This window comes from Halomonas sp. DP1Y21-3, assembly GCF_019801245.1.
In the GTDB taxonomy this organism is placed as follows: domain Bacteria; phylum Pseudomonadota; class Gammaproteobacteria; order Pseudomonadales; family Halomonadaceae; genus Halomonas; species Halomonas litopenaei.
Map to the genome: position 1 here is coordinate 190,988 of NZ_JAHVJM010000004.1, position 15,194 is coordinate 206,181.

Genomic DNA, 15,194 nt, shown 5'->3' on the forward strand with positions numbered 1-15,194 from the left:
GCCTAGCCAGGCCCCCTTCGGGGGGCCTTTGAGGAGACCTCCATGAGTCATTTTCTCGATCGCCTGAGATACCTGACCAAACGTCCTCCGGAATTCGCCAACGGACACGGCGAAACCCGCGAAGAGACACGTGACTGGGAAGACGGCTATCGCGCCCGCTGGCAGCACGACAAGATCGTGCGCTCCACCCACGGGGTGAACTGCACCGGCTCGTGCAGCTGGAAGATCTACGTCAAGAATGGCCTGGTCACCTGGGAAACCCAGCAGACCGACTATCCGCGTACCCGCGCCGATCTGCCCAACCACGAGCCCCGCGGTTGCCCACGTGGCGCCAGCTACTCCTGGTACCTGTACAGTGCCAACCGCCTCAAGTACCCGCTGATTCGCCAGGAGCTGGTCAGCCTGTGGCGACGCGCGCTGGACAAGCACGCCGACCCGGTGGATGCCTGGGCCTCCATCGTCGAGGACCCGGTCCTGGCCAATCAGTACAAGCGTGCCCGCGGCATGGGCGGCTTCGTCCGCGCCGACTGGGACGAGGCGCAGACCCTGATCGCGGCGGCCAACGTCTACACCGCCAAGACCTACGGCCCCGACCGCATCATCGGCTTCTCGCCGATCCCGGCCATGTCGATGGTCTCCTACGCCGCCGGCGCCCGCTACCTGTCGCTGATCGGTGGTGTCTGCCTGTCGTTCTATGACTGGTACTGCGACCTGCCGCCGGCCTCCCCCCAGACCTGGGGCGAGCAGACCGACGTGCCGGAATCCGCCGACTGGTACAACTCCGGCTACATCATCGCCTGGGGCTCCAACGTGCCGCAGACGCGTACCCCGGACGCCCACTTCTTCACCGAGGTGCGCTACAAGGGCACCAAGACGGTATCGATCACCCCGGACTACGCCGAGGTCTCGAAGCTCACCGACGAATGGCTGTCCGCCAAGCAGGGCACCGACGCCGCCCTGGCCATGGCCATGGGCCACGTCATCCTGAAGGAATTCCACCTCGCCTCGCCCAGCGTCTACTTCACCGACTACGTCAAGCGCTACACCGACATGCCCTTCCTGGTGGCCCTCGAGCCCCGCGAGGACGGCACCTACGCCCCGGGCAAGCAGCTGCGTGCGGCCGACTTCGACGCCTCGCTCGGCCAGGACAACAACCCCGAGTGGAAGACCGTCGCCTGGGACGAGACCCGTGACCAGCTGGTGGTGCCGCGCGGTTCCATCGGCTTCCGCTGGGGCGAGAACGGCGACAACGAAAAGGGCAAGTGGAGCCTTGAGTCACTGGACGCCGACGGCCAGGAGATCGACCTGCGACTGTCGCTGGCCGACGCCCACGATAGCGTCGCCAAGGTGGCCTTCCCCTATTTCGGTGGCATCGCCCACGAGCACTTCGACCACGTCGAAGGCAACGAGGTGCTGCACCACTGCCTGCCGGCCAAGAAGCTGACCCTGGCCGATGGCAAGGAAGTGCTGGCGGTCACCGTGTTCGACCTGATGTGCGCCAACTACGGTATCGACCGTGGCCTCGGCGGCGAAGGCGAGGACGACGGCGCCACCGCACTGGACCAGCTGCGTCCCTACACCCCGGCGTGGCAGGAAAAGATCACCGGCGTGCCCGCCAACCAGTGTATCCGCATCGCCCGCGAGTTCGCCCACAACGCCGACAAGACCCAGGGTCGGTCCATGATCATCGTCGGTGCCGGGATGAACCACTGGTACCACATGGACATGAACTACCGTGGCCTGATCAACATGCTGGTGCTGTGCGGCTGTATCGGTCAGTCCGGTGGCGGCTGGTCCCACTACGTGGGCCAGGAAAAGCTGCGTCCACAGACCGGCTGGACTCCGCTGGCCTTCGGCCTGGACTGGCAGCGTCCGCCGCGCCACATGAACGGCACCTCGTTCTTCTACAACCACTCGAGCCAGTGGCGCTACGAGAAGCTCGAGGTCAAGGAACTGCTGTCGCCGCTGGCCAAGGCCGACAAGTACGACGGCAGCCTGATCGACTTCAACGTGCGCGCCGAGCGCATGGGCTGGCTGCCGTCGGCGCCGCAGCTCGGGGTCAACCCGCTGCGCCTGGCAGGCCCCGCCAGTGAGGCCGGTATGTCCACCGCCGACTACGTGGTCAGCCAGCTCAAGCAGGGCCGTCTTGGCTTCGCCGCCGAAGACCCGGACAACCCCCAGAACTTCCCGCGCAACATGTTCGTGTGGCGCTCCAACCTGCTGGGCTCCTCGGGCAAGGGTCACGAGTACATGCTCAAGTACCTGCTGGGCACCCGTCATGGGCTGCAGGGCAAGGACCTGGGCGAATCCGGCGGCGCCATGCCGCGGGAAGTCACCTGGCACGACGAGGCCCCCGAGGGCAAGGTGGATCTGTTCACCACCCTGGACTTCCGCATGTCGACCACCTGCCTGTACTCCGACGTGGTGCTGCCCACCGCGACCTGGTACGAGAAGGACGACCTCAACACCTCGGACATGCACCCCTTCATCCACCCGCTGACCGCCGCCACCGATCCGGCCTGGGAAGCGCGCAGCGACTGGGACATCTACAAGGGCATCGCCAAGAGATTCTCCCAGGTCTGCCCCGGCCACCTGGGCGAGGAAACCGACCTGGTCACCTTGCCGCTGCAGCATGACAGCCCCGGCGAGCTGGCCCAGCCCGAAGTGCTCGACTGGAAGCGCGGTGAGTGCGAGCCGATCCCCGGCAAGACCATGCCGAGCCTGATCGAGGTCAAGCGCAACTACCCCGAGACCTACGAGCGCTTCACCTCGGTGGGTCCGCTGCTCGAGAGCATCGGCAACGGTGGCAAGGGCATCGGCTGGAACACCGACAAGGAAGTCGAGCTGTTGCGTGGTCTCAACCACGTCAAGCTCGAGGGTCCGGCCAAGGGTCAGCCAAGACTCGAAAGCGCCATCGACGCCGCCGAAATGATCCTGGCGCTGGCACCGGAGACCAACGGTCAGGTGGCGGTGAAGGCCTGGGACGCGCTGTCGAAGATCACCGGACGCGACCACACCCATCTGGCGGTTCCCAAGGAAGAGGAGAAGATCCGCTTCCGCGACGTGGTGGCCCAGCCGCGCAAGATCATCTCCAGCCCGACCTGGTCTGGCCTGGAAGACGAGCACGTGTCCTACAACGCCGGCTACACCAACGTCCACGAGCTGATCCCCTGGCGTACCGTCAGCGGCCGCCAGCAGTTCTACCAGGATCACGCCTGGATGCGTGACTTCGGCGAGAGCCTGCTGGTCTACCGTCCGCCCATCGACACCAAGGCCACCAAGGCCATGGCGATGCCGCGGCCCAACGGTAACCCGGAGATCGCGCTGAACTGGATCACCCCGCACCAGAAGTGGGGCATCCACTCCACCTACTCCGACAACCTGTTGATGCTGACCCTGTCGCGTGGCGGCCCCATCGTCTGGCTGTCCGAGGAGGACGCGGTCGCCATCGGTGTCGAGGACAACGACTGGATCGAGCTGTACAACGCCAACGGCGCCATCGCCGCCCGCGCGGTGGTCAGCCAGCGGGTCAAGACCGGCATGGCGATGATGTACCACGCCCAGGAGCGCATCGTGAACGTGCCCGGTTCCGAGGTCACCGGTACCCGTGGCGGTATTCACAACTCGGTCACCCGCGTCTGCCCCAAGCCGACCCACATGATCGGCGGCTACGGACAGCTCTCCTACGGCTTCAACTACTACGGCACCGCCGGCTCCAACCGTGATGAGTTCGTCATGGTGCGCAAGATGAAGCACGTCAACTGGTTGGACGGCGAAGGACAGGACAGCGCCCAGGAGGCAGTGAAATGAAGATCCGTTCCCAAGTGGGCATGGTGCTCAACCTCGACAAGTGCATCGGCTGTCACACCTGTTCGGTGACCTGCAAGAACGTCTGGACCAGTCGTGAAGGCGTCGAGTACGCCTGGTTCAACAACGTCGAGACCAAGCCGGGCATCGGCTATCCCAAGGAGTGGGAGAACCAGGCGCGCTGGAAAGGCGGCTGGCTGAGGCGCGAGGACGGCACCATCGAGCCGCGCATCGGTGGCAAGTGGCGGGTGCTGGCGAACATCTTCGCCAACCCCGACCTGCCGGAGATCGACGACTACTACGAGCCGTTCACCTTCGACTACCAGCACCTGCACCAGGCCAAGAAAGGCCGCCACCAGCCGGTGGCGCGTCCCCGTTCGCTGATCTCCGGTCAGCGCATGGAGAAGATCGAGTGGGGCCCGAACTGGGAAGAGATTCTCGGCACCGAGTTCGCCAAGCGCCGCAAGGACGCCAACTTCGACAAGATCCAGGCGGACATCTACGGCCAGTTCGAAAACACCTTCACGATGTACCTGCCGCGCCTGTGCGAGCACTGCCTCAACCCGGCCTGTGTGGCGAGCTGCCCGAGCGGTGCGATCTACAAGCGTGAAGAGGATGGCATCGTCCTGATCGACCAGGACAAGTGCCGCGGCTGGCGGATGTGCGTGTCCGGCTGTCCGTACAAGAAGATCTACTACAACTGGAAGTCCGGCAAGTCCGAGAAGTGCATCTTCTGCTACCCGCGTATCGAGTCGGGCCAGCCGACGGTGTGCTCCGAGACCTGCGTCGGTCGCATCCGCTACCTGGGCGTGCTGCTCTACGACGCCGATCGCATCGAGGAGGTCGCCGCCTCCCAGGACGAGCGCGACCTGTACAAGCGCCAGTGCGAGATCTTCCTCGACCCCAATGATCCCGAGGTCATCGCCCAGGCCAAGCGTGACGGCATCGATGACAACGTGATCAAGGCGGCCCAGGAGTCCCCGGTCTACAAGATGGCCATGGACTGGCAGCTGGCGCTGCCGCTGCACCCGGAGTACCGCACCCTGCCGATGGTCTGGTACGTGCCGCCGCTGTCGCCGATCCAGTCGGCAGTGGACGGTGGCCACGTGGAAACCGACGGCGTGCTGCCCAAGGTCGAATCACTGCGTATCCCGGTGAAGTACCTGGCCAACATGCTCACCGCCGGGGACGAGGCGCCGGTGGTTCGCGCGCTCAAGCGCATGATGGCCATGCGCGAGTACATGCGCGGCAAGCACGTGGACGGTGAGTTGCGCCACGACGTGCTCGACGAGGTCGAGCTGAGCGAGGCCCAGGTCGAAGAGATGTACCGCTACCTGGCCATCGCCAACTACGAGGACCGCTTCGTCATCCCGACCAGCCACCGCGAGCAGGCCCGCGAGGCCTTCCCGGAGCGTGGCGGCTGCGGCTTCACCTTCGGCAACGGCTGCCAGGGCGGCAGCGACAAGACCAGCCTGTTCGGCGGACGCAAGCAGACCACCACCCTGGTCAACGTCGAGCAGTACGACCCCAGCCATCCGGAGGTCGAGCATGACTAATCCACTCGCCCAGGGTCTGCGCGCCCTGGCCCGGCTGCTCGACTATCCCGACCGGGAACTGATCGAGGGGCTTGCCGAGGTCAAGGCGGCGATCGCCGCCATGCCACTGCCGGGGGGAGCCCCCCGGCAGGCACTGCTCGACTGGTGTGATCGCCTGGCGGATGCCCGCCTGCTGGACGTCCAGGCGGCCTACGTCGCCCAGTTCGATCGTGGCCGCGCCACCTCGCTACTGCTGTTCGAGCACGTCCACGGCGAATCCCGCGACCGCGGCCAGGCGATGGTCGACCTGCTCGGCGAGTACGAGGACGCCGGCTTTGCCCTCGACAGCCGCGAGCTGCCCGACCACCTGCCGCTGCTGCTGGAGTTCCTCTCCACCCGCGAGGGTGACGAGGTGGCCCGCTGGATCGGTGACGTCAGCCATATCCTGGCACTCATCACCGCCCGTCTGGAGACCAAGCAGTGCGACCAGGCGCTGGTGACCCTGACCCTGCTGTCGCTGATCGGCGCCGAGAATCAGGTGGACCTCCACCGCGAAGCGGTCAAGGAAGAACCGGCCGACAACACCCCTGCCGCCCTCGACGCCGTGTGGGAGGAGGAGGCCGTGCGTTTCTCGGCCGAATCCGACCAGGACTGCGCGCTGACCTCCGCCGAGGGCAAGCGCCTCGCCGAACGTCGGGGCAGTATCCAGCCCGACACCGTTCGACTCCCCGATGCCATGCCCTCTCGACCCACTGGAGGTCTGTCATGAACTACCTGCACACCCTGCTGTTCGGCCTCTATCCCTACCTGGCGGGCAGCGTCTTTCTGATCGGTAGCCTGTTGCGCTTCGACCATGGCCAGTACACCTGGAAGACCGGCTCGAGCCAGATGCTGTCGTCCAGGCGCATGCGCCTGGCCAGTCCGCTGTTCCACGTCGGCATCCTGGTGATCTTCTTCGGTCACCTGGTCGGCCTGCTGACACCGCATTGGGTCTACGCCCCCTTCATCAGCGCCGGCACCAAGCAGGTGTTCGCCATCCTGGTCGGAGGCCTTGCCGGTATCGCCTGTCTGATCGGTGGCGCCATGCTGCTGCATCGCCGCTTCACCGACCCACGGGTCAAGGCGTCCTCCAGCTTCATGGACAACCTGATCATCGTGCTGCTGGTGGTTCAGGTCACCCTGGGCCTGCTGACCATTCCCGCCGCCCTGCATCACCTGGACGGCGGCGTGATGATCAAGCTCGCCGAATGGGCCCAGGCCATCGTCTTCTTCCAGGGCGGCGCCGCCACCCACCTCGAAGGCATTGGCTTCATCTACCACCTGCACATTCTGGTCGGTCTGACCATCGTGCTGGTGTTCCCGTTCACTCGTCTGGTTCACGCCTGGAGCGCTCCCCTGGGTTACCTGGGCCGTCGCTACCAGATCGTCCGGCGCCGTGCCTGAGGAGGCATGTCATGCAAACCATCCCCGTGGAAACCCTGCCGCACACAACGGTTCCCAGCATTCGTGTTGGTGACAGCGTGATCGGCGAGGAAGCCATCGCCGGGGAGATGCAGTTCCATCCGTCAACGGATCGCGAGGCCGCCGCCAAGGCGGCGGCCCGCGCCCTGGTCATCCAGGAACTCTTGCGCCAGCGCGCCGAGATCCTGGGCATCGAGACGGGCTCGTTGCACGAGCCCGACGAACGTGCGATCGCCGTGATGCTGGATCAGGAACTGCAAGTCCCCCCGCCCGATGAAGAGGCCTGCGTGCGCTTTCACGCGGCTCACCCCGAACGCTTCTGCGAGCCCACTCGTCTCAAGGTCCGGCATATCCTGCTGGCGGCGGCCCCCGACGACCTGGACGCCCGCGACGAGCAGTTCAAGAAGGCCGAAGGGCTGATCGACACCCTCAAGCAGCATCCCGAACGCTTCGACGAGATGGCTCAGCGGTTTTCGCAGTGCCCATCGAAGGACGAAGGCGGGAGCCTTGGCTGGGTCAGCCGCGGCCAGACCGTCAGCGAGCTCGACCGCGCGCTGGAACCCCTGCCCGAAGGCCTGCACGAGCGTCCGCTGCCGTCACGCTACGGTTGGCACGTGGTCGTCATCGACGCCCGTCTAGAGCGCCAGCCACTGCCCTACGCCGAGGTCAAGGACAGGGTCGCCCACGAGCTGACCGAACAGGCCACCCGCGTCGCCCTGCGCCACTACCTGCTGGCGCTGGAAAGCGAGATCGGCGTCGAGGGTTTCACCCTGGCCGACGATGACGTCGACGGCCCCCTGATGCGCTGACAGGTCGCTGAAAGAGCACAGACAGAGCGCCGACCAGGCGCCACTAGCGAATGACGCGTGCCGACTCCCCTTTCCCTCCCACCTGACACCCCCGCCAGACCTCAGGGTCCGGCGGGCTCCCTTCACGTTCTCTCCACCGGAGTCCTTGCATGTCTCATACGTCCACGTGCGCCGTGTTCACCCCGCTGGACATCGCCATCCTCACCGTGTCCGATACCCGTGGCCTGGACGAGGACGGCAGCGGCAACCTGCTGGCGGACCGGTTAGCCGGCGCCGGACACCGCCTGACCGAGCGCGCCCTGGTCCCCGACGACATCTATCGCGTTCGCGCCCAGGTCAGCGCCTGGGTGATCCGTTCCGACATCCAGGTGGTGCTGGTCAACGGCGGCACCGGCTTCACCGCCCGGGACAACACACCAGAGGCACTGACGGTACTGTTCGACAAGGTCGTCGAAGGCTACGGCGAGCTGTTTCGTCTGCGTTCCTTCGAGGCCATCGGCACCTCCACCATCCAGTCCCGCGCCGTGGCCGGGGTGATCGATCGCACCCTGGTGTTCTCCATGCCCGGCTCGCCCAAGGCCTGCGCCATGGCCTGGGACGACATTCTTGCAGCCCAGCTCGACGCCCGCACCCGGCCCTGCAACTTCGTCGCCATGGTGGTGAAGGACAGCCAGCGCTGCACCAGCCGCAGCGCCGATCACCACGTCGCTTCAGTCAACGGGATGACGGCTCGACACGAAGCCCTGGAGGTCACCCCATGAGCGAGACCTGCGGCTGTGACACCCCGACCAGGGGCCGCACCCTGATCGATCCCTGGCAGGCCCGCGAGCAGGTCATCGCCTTGACCCGCCCGCTGGAGGACACCGAGACGCTGAGAACGACCCACGCCCGTGGCCGCATCCTGGCCGCGCCGCTCAAGGCGCTGCACGACGTCCCCGGCATCGACAACAGCGCCATGGACGGCTACGCCCTGCGTCTGGCCGACCTCAAGCACCGGCTTGCCCTGCCCGTGGTGGCCCGAGTGCCCGCCGGCGCCGCCCCGATCACCCTGCCCTTCGACGGCTGTGCGCGCATCTTCACCGGAGCACCGATTCCCCGCGGTGCCGACGTGGTGGTGCCCCAGGAACGGGTACGGATCGACGACGCCGGCCAGATCCACTTTCCCACTGACTTGCAGCTGGGAGACCATATCCGACGGCGTGGCGAAGAGCTCACCCAGGGAGCGGCACTGCTCGAGCCGGGTGAGCCCCTCGATGCCATCCGCCTGGCGCTGCTGGCGGCCCAGGGCATCACCGAGGTGCCCTGCCGGCGTCGGGTGCGCGTCGCCGTCATCAGTACCGGCTCGGAGCTGGTCACGCCCGGCAAGCCGCTGGCCCCGGGCCAGATCTACAACTCGAACGCCGGCATGCTGCACGCCCTGCTGCAGGATCACAACGCCGAGCTTGTCGACCTTGGCAACATCAGCGACAGCGCCACGGCGCTGGAAGAAGCGCTGACCTTCGCCGCCCGCCAGGCCGATCTGATCGTCTGTACCGGCGGCGTCTCGGTGGGTGAGGAAGACCACGTCAGGCCCTGTCTCGAGCGCCTTGGCGGCATCAGCCTCAGCGGCGTGGCGATGAAGCCCGGCAAGCCCTTCACCCTGGGCTACATCGGCCAGTCACCGTCCACCGGCACCCCGCTGCTGGGACTTCCCGGCAACCCCACCGCGGCCCTGGTCGCCTGGCATTTGCTGGGCCTGGCGGTACTGCATCGCCGGCAGGGACGAACCATCGCCCCGCTGGCGAGCTTTGCAGTGCATGCAGGCTTCACCTACCGCGCCAACCGCACCCGCACCCAGTGGCTACGTGTCCGCCTGGATCACAGCGACATTGCCCCGGTGGCCAGGATCGCCGGCGACCAGGGCTCCAATATGCTCAAGAGTGCAGCACAAGCCGACGGCTACCTCCAGGTCCCCCCCGGCCAGCAGGTGGTGCCCGGCCAGCGCTATCCCTACCTGCCGCTAAGCCAGTTCGCCCGCTAGCGCGACGACCTGAACACCGATAGCACACCTAAAAAATGTTCCGACAAGGAGAGCCCACCATGGCCACCCCCTCACCCCTTCCCCTGGTCTACGCCTGCTCTGGCTGCTCCGATGTGGCCCAGCTCGCCAACAGCGTCGCCGTGGCGCTCGACCATCGCGGCATCGCCGAGATGTCCTGCATCTCGGGCGTTGGTGGCGGCGTGCCCGGGCTGGTGCGCAAGGCACAATCCGGGCGACCGATCGTGGCGCTGGACGGCTGCCAGATGCACTGCACCGCGCATTGCCTGGACAAGGCCGGCGTCAGCGCGTCCCACCATATGCGACTGTACGAGCAGGGCTTCAAGAAGCGACGCGGCCGCCACTACGATGACGATTGCGTAGAAGCCGTCATCACACAGCTCATTCCCGTGGTTGACGCACTCGCCTGCGGCGACGCGACCCTCGACCAGGGTGACTCCCCTGTCAGACTCGCCGCCCACCACTGAGCAAACGCGACGCGATAACGCCAGCCCCGTCGGGTGAAAGTGGCGTGGCGCGTGAGAGCAATACGCAAGAACGACAAGGCCCCGCCGGGCTGCAATCAAGGAGCTTTCCCGGCGGGGCCTTGTTATTGGCCATGTCATATTAGCGGTGCGTCATGACAGAGGCGTCGCTGCTCAGCTCATACCCGCTGTCTCGTCGAGCCCATACTCCCGCTCCACCAGTGCCACCCTGACGCGATAGCTTGCATACCAGCGCTCGCGGCCCCTGGCCTGGGCCTCGCGATGATCCAGGTTGGCCTTCCAGGCGCGGATCGATGCCAGGTCAGACCAGTAGGACACCGTGATGCCGGCGGCATATTCACCCGGCGAGCGCGCCGACTCCACCCCCAGAAACCCCGGCTGCTGTGCCGCCAGTTCGACCATGCGCTCGGCCATCTCGCCGTAGCCGTCATCCCCCGGCGTTCTCGTGGAGGTGAAGATCACCGCGTAGTACGGCGGTGTCGGTGTGGTGGCGAGAGGATTCATCGGGCGGGCCTTGTTAGCGATGGGAGAAGTCTCGATTTGTCGAGACGGAAAAGCCGCTGAAGCTTGTCAGACGCTGTCCCTCAAAGCCAGGCTCATGGCCACTGCGGTGGTCGAACCTCCAACGCCCGACATCCGACCACCTACGTCCATCTGCCACTCATGCGCTGACCAAGGCCATATCGCGACCGGTGCATCCAACCGAGATGGGCACCGGCTTGAACAGCCAGTGCCCACAAGGTGAGGAGACGCAGGCAGGATCGACGCCTCCTCGGCGGTCTTTGATGGCAGCCTACAAATGGGCACCCCAGGAAATGAAGACCGCGATCATCAGGAACACCCAACTTACCAGAAAGCACTTGATGATCAGAGGGAGGGCATAACGCACCCAGCGGTCATAGGGCACACCCGCCAAGGCCAGCATGGCGAGCGTTCCCCCCGAGGTGGGAGACACCATGTTGGTAAAGCCATCGCCAATCTGGAAGGCAAGTATCGATGTCTGACGGGTCATGCCGATGAGGTCGGACAAGGGAATCATGATGGGCATCGTCGCCACCGCCTGACCACTACCCGACGGAATGAAGACATTTATCAGCCCGTGGACCAGCGTCATGATGATGGTCGACAGCGCAACGGGAAGGTCGGACAGAGGAACCGCCAGATAATGAATGATGGTATCCGTGACCTGCCCCTGCTCCAGCAGAATCTGGATGGCCCGGGCCACCCCGATAATCAGAGCGCCAGAGGTCACCGAGGCAGCTCCCTTGAGCAGATGGCCGACGATGTCGCTGGCGCTCATGCGCGTCAAGACACCGCAGACGACGGCGATCGCCAGAAATACCCCGGAGATTTCGTTGATGTACCATCCAAGCGAAAAGACACCGTAAAGGATCGACGCCAATCCCGTCAGGAAGACCGCCACCACCACCAGATCCTGTCTGGCCATCCGGTACTCGCCAAGGGGCTTGTCCAGCGACATGCCTGCCGTGGAAATACCTTTGACCAGGCTCTTCTCCGGATTCCTCTGGATCTTCTTGAGATACCGTGACGTGTGGTGCGCCACCACACACAGAATCACTATCCCCATGGCGGACCTGAGGGCGATTCCCGAAAACAGCGGAAGTTCGGCAATCGCCTGTGACACCCCGACGGTATAGGGATTGACCGGTGACGTCGCAAAACCGAAACCAATGCCTCCTATCGCAATGCTGAGCCCCACGATCAGGTCTCCCTTCAAGGCGAGGCCAACGAAGACCGCCAGGGGAATCAACGCAATATTGCCTTCGTAGCCAACAGCCACTCCCAGCATGCCGAAGATAAATGTCATGGCCCAGACCGTCAGGGTCTGTCGCTCACTTCCGATCTTCGCCACCAGAAACCCCACGGCGTTATCCAGGGCTCCGGTCACCGAAAGCAGTCGGAAAAGCCCACCGGCGATAAAGACGATGAAGATAACACTGGCCGTGGACACCATGCCTTGAGGAATGGCAAAGAAGATGTCCATGGGCGACAAGGCAGGACTATTCACCAACTCGAAAGATCCCGGCACGACAGCTTCCCTGCCATTCACCTCAACTCTGTCGAATGTACCAGAGGGCACAAACCAGGTAATGGCATAGGAGACCAGCAATATAAAAAAGTTTAGCACCATCGGGTCCGGTATTTTTTCATACCACTTTTTATTTTCTATAACCGTGCTTGTATTGTTATTCATATAAAACCTCTCACGCCTTGTCATCAAGAGAATCGAGCGCAATCTTTACCATCAACTCAATCCCGAGCGGAATGATTTCGTCATTGAAGTCGTAGTAGGCACTATGCAGCGGAAAAGAGCCCTCGTCCTTGCCGGATCCGAGAAAGAAGTAAGCTCCTGGGCATCGATCAAGCATAAAGGAGAAGTCTTCGGCCCCCATGCTGGGCGCTACCTCTTCAGCCAGTCTGTCATGGCCCCACAGGGCCACCACCGAGGACGCGACCAGTTCGGCGGAATCCTTCGCATTGCGGGTCACCGGGAAGAGGCGTTCATAGTCCAGTGATACTTCACCACCGAACGTCTGACCAATCCCGCGACAGATACGCAGCATGGAGCTCTCTATGGAACTACGAACATGCTCTTCGAGACTTCTCACCGTGCCGCTGATCTTGACCTCATCGGGAATGATGGCAAACCCATCGAGGGACCCGCCCTCGATGCCACACAGACTGATGACACCGGATTCGAGAGGATCAACATCACGCGACACGACAGTGTGCAAGGCTTGCAACAGAGCGCCAGACATCAGGACGGGGTCGACGGCGCGGTGGGGATTGACGCCCCCATGGCCGCCTTTGCCACGTACCACTATTCTGATTTTATCCGTCGCCGCCATGATCGGTCCGGACCGGACTCCAACCATGCCGGAGGGCAAAGCGGGCCAGTTGTGCAAAGCGAAAATTTCGTCCACAGGAAAGCTGTCGAACAGCCCGTCATCGATCATGCCCGTAGCGCCGCCCAATCCCTCTTCCGCGGGCTGGAAGATGAGGTGAATGGTCCCGGAGAAATCCCGATTCTCCGAAAGCCAGGCGGCGACGCCGAGCAGGATGGTAGTATGACCGTCGTGGCCACAAGCGTGCATCTTTCCAGTATGGCGGGAAGCGTGGGGCACGCCCGACATTTCCTGCATGGGCAAGGCATCCATGTCGGCCCTGAGGCCTACGCGCCGTCCAGAGTCCCTGCGATTTCCCCTGATGGTCGCGACGATGCCGGTTTTTGCAATACCGGTCGTGTATTCGACTCCCAGGCGATCCAGTTCCTGGACAACCCGATGGGAAGTCTCATGCTCTTCAAACCCAAGTTCTGGGTACATATGAAGACAGCGACGAAATGCTTTAAAGTGATCGATATTTTTTGAAATAAAAGAAACAAATTTATTATTGGACATATCCAGCCTTGAAAAACTTGAACGTCGCCACCTTATAAGGAAAAAATGGCATCCTCGGAAAATATTGTTTTTGTATGGCTGCCATGCTACTTTTCGATACCGGTCGAACGTACCCAGGAAAGCCCATGGATTTCAAACGGATAACCTATTTTATTGAAGTGGCCGAGAGAAAATCCATTTCGGCTGCTGCGCGAGCGATACCGGTGGCTCAGCCAGCCCTGACGCGCCAACTCAAACTGCTGGAAGAGGAGGTAGGTGCCACACTATTACTTCGTTCAAATCGAGGTATCGCACTGACCTCCTCGGGCGAAGCCTTTTATGATGCCATGAAGCGCATGACGGCAGAGTATTCCGAGGCAAAAAAAATCGCACGCGATATCCAGCATGGTCACCGAGACAGTCTTAAACTTGGCCTCACCCCCCTGCACCCATGGATATCCAACATCACTCATCTATTGCTCGAGTTCAGGAACACCTTTCCAGGCACCGATGTATCGATCGAATCCATGCTGTCAGGCCATCAGGAACAAGCGCTGCTAGCGGCCGAACTGGATGCCGGCATCATGTTCTTTCATCCACCAAGTCAGCCGTTGCTGAGAAGTTTGTGCCTGTATAGGGATCATATGGTGCTGGCAGTCAGCAGGCACTCTCCATTGGCCTCCCACCCACCAACACGGCTTTCCGATATCAGTGACGAGGACTTTATCTGGTTCAAGCGGGGCTCGACGCCCAGTAGCTATGACCAGCTTCAGCGTGCCTTTGACGCCGCAGGCTTTCAGCCCAAGATTGTGCAGGAGTGCAGTGACAACACCACGATGCGATGTCTTGTGTCAGCCCAGATGGGGTGTACGCTACTCCCCTCCCTGGCCATGACTGATGCACCGGAAGATATCGTGAGCTTCAGGCTTGAGGACCTCACGACCGAGCTTTGCCTGATGCTGGTGTGGCATCCCGACCATCGTCTGCCCGCCGTCGAACGCTTGATCGGCCTTGCAGAGGAGCTCGACTGGGACGACAACAGGATCGACACCCGCGTCCCTCTTGCGTAGCGCCAACAGGCTTCAAAGGCCGTCATCTGTTCCCTTCAGCGCATCTACGTACGACCAACGAGCGATCAGGGGGAGCCGACGCCCGAGTCTACCCGCCCCTCGTTAATTGCATTGGTAAACGGATCATCAAACCCCGAGCCTACCGCGCCTTCATTGATACTCGGGGTAAAAGGATCGTCGCGTCCTGATCCGACTGCGCCTTCATTGATATCGTCGGTAAACGGATCATCGATGTCCGAGCCGATCACACCTTCATTCACGTCGTCAGTGAAGGGATCATCGAACCCGCTTGCTACCGCCGCTTCGTTGATATCTTCCGTAAAAGGATCGTCAAAGCCCGAACCCACCGCCCCTTCGTTGATCTCGCTGGTCCAGGGGTCATCAGTGGCCGCGGCGACCCCTGATGACAGGGCCAGCATCAGGAATAGACAACGGACGCCATACCTCATGACACACCCCATGACGGCAAAATGCCAGGATACAAGGCCCCATTTGCTGCCATGCTGACCCGCGTCCATAAAAAAAGGGCCGGAACCCTGCTCGGGTACCGGCCCCTCCTGCCATCTCTTTTCCTTCTACTTTCTTGCG

13 protein-coding genes are annotated in these 15,194 nt (G+C 63.0%); 9 read left to right on the forward strand and 4 right to left on the reverse strand.

The features are described from left to right. Positions 1-42: 42 nt before the first annotated feature. The 8 genes from KUV74_RS13100 (at position 43) to KUV74_RS13135 (ending at position 10,117) form a co-directional block, all read left to right on the forward strand. The gene (locus KUV74_RS13100; protein WP_222516544.1) at positions 43-3,810 is read left to right on the forward strand and encodes a nitrate reductase subunit alpha; all 3,768 of its coding nucleotides are present in this window, start codon (positions 43-45) and stop codon (positions 3,808-3,810) included. Beyond that, positions 3,807-5,363 carry a nitrate reductase subunit beta gene (gene narH, locus KUV74_RS13105; protein WP_222516545.1) on the forward strand — a complete coding sequence of 519 codons (1,557 nt, stop codon included), beginning with the start codon at positions 3,807-3,809 and terminating at the stop codon, positions 5,361-5,363. Before KUV74_RS13100 ends, narH begins: the two co-directional genes overlap by 4 nt. Continuing rightward, positions 5,356-6,111, forward strand: a complete 756-nt coding sequence (narJ, locus tag KUV74_RS13110; RefSeq protein WP_222516546.1) for a nitrate reductase molybdenum cofactor assembly chaperone — start codon at positions 5,356-5,358, stop codon at positions 6,109-6,111. Before narH ends, narJ begins: the two co-directional genes overlap by 8 nt. Next, the gene (narI, locus tag KUV74_RS13115) at positions 6,108-6,785 is read left to right on the forward strand and encodes a respiratory nitrate reductase subunit gamma (RefSeq protein WP_108133049.1); all 678 of its coding nucleotides are present in this window, start codon (positions 6,108-6,110) and stop codon (positions 6,783-6,785) included. Before narJ ends, narI begins: the two co-directional genes overlap by 4 nt. Positions 6,786-6,796: 11 nt before the next feature. After that, positions 6,797-7,612 carry a peptidylprolyl isomerase gene (locus tag KUV74_RS13120; protein ID WP_108448824.1) on the forward strand — a complete coding sequence of 272 codons (816 nt, stop codon included), beginning with the start codon at positions 6,797-6,799 and terminating at the stop codon, positions 7,610-7,612. A gap of 149 nt (positions 7,613-7,761) precedes the next feature. Further along, positions 7,762-8,373, forward strand: a complete 612-nt coding sequence (gene moaB, locus KUV74_RS13125) for a molybdenum cofactor biosynthesis protein B (protein WP_222516547.1) — start codon at positions 7,762-7,764, stop codon at positions 8,371-8,373. Beyond that, positions 8,370-9,632: a gephyrin-like molybdotransferase Glp gene (glp, locus tag KUV74_RS13130; RefSeq protein WP_222516548.1), complete on the forward strand. Its 1,263-nt coding sequence runs from the start codon at positions 8,370-8,372 to the stop codon at positions 9,630-9,632. The genes moaB and glp overlap by 4 nt, the downstream gene beginning before the upstream one ends. A gap of 59 nt (positions 9,633-9,691) precedes the next feature. Then, a complete protein-coding gene (locus tag KUV74_RS13135) occupies positions 9,692-10,117 on the forward strand; it encodes a putative zinc-binding protein (RefSeq protein ID WP_222516549.1) in 426 nt (141 codons plus the stop codon). Positions 10,118-10,288: 171 nt separating this feature from the next. Here the strand turns inward: KUV74_RS13135 and KUV74_RS13140 are convergent, their stop codons facing one another. The 3 genes from KUV74_RS13140 to KUV74_RS13150 form a co-directional block, all read right to left on the reverse strand. Next, on the reverse strand, positions 10,289-10,639 hold the full coding sequence (locus KUV74_RS13140) for an antibiotic biosynthesis monooxygenase family protein (protein ID WP_124804880.1): 351 nt from the start codon (positions 10,637-10,639) through the stop codon (positions 10,289-10,291). 289 nt (positions 10,640-10,928) lie between these two features. After that, entirely contained in the window at positions 10,929-12,350 is a 1,422-nt protein-coding gene (locus KUV74_RS13145; RefSeq protein ID WP_222516550.1) for a YfcC family protein, read from the reverse strand. A gap of 10 nt (positions 12,351-12,360) precedes the next feature. After that, positions 12,361-13,557, reverse strand: coding sequence for a M20 aminoacylase family protein (locus KUV74_RS13150; RefSeq protein ID WP_222516551.1), 1,197 nt, complete (start codon positions 13,555-13,557; stop codon positions 12,361-12,363). Between the two features lie 125 nt (positions 13,558-13,682). Here KUV74_RS13150 and KUV74_RS13155 point away from each other — a divergent pair, with 125 nt between their 5' ends. After that, positions 13,683-14,606 carry a LysR family transcriptional regulator gene (locus KUV74_RS13155; RefSeq protein WP_213227135.1) on the forward strand — a complete coding sequence of 308 codons (924 nt, stop codon included), beginning with the start codon at positions 13,683-13,685 and terminating at the stop codon, positions 14,604-14,606. 65 nt (positions 14,607-14,671) lie between these two features. Here the strand turns inward: KUV74_RS13155 and KUV74_RS13160 are convergent, their stop codons facing one another. Further along, complete coding sequence (locus KUV74_RS13160; RefSeq protein WP_124804884.1) at positions 14,672-15,055, reverse strand: hypothetical protein; 384 nt, start codon at positions 15,053-15,055, stop codon at positions 14,672-14,674. Positions 15,056-15,194: the final 139 nt, after the last annotated feature.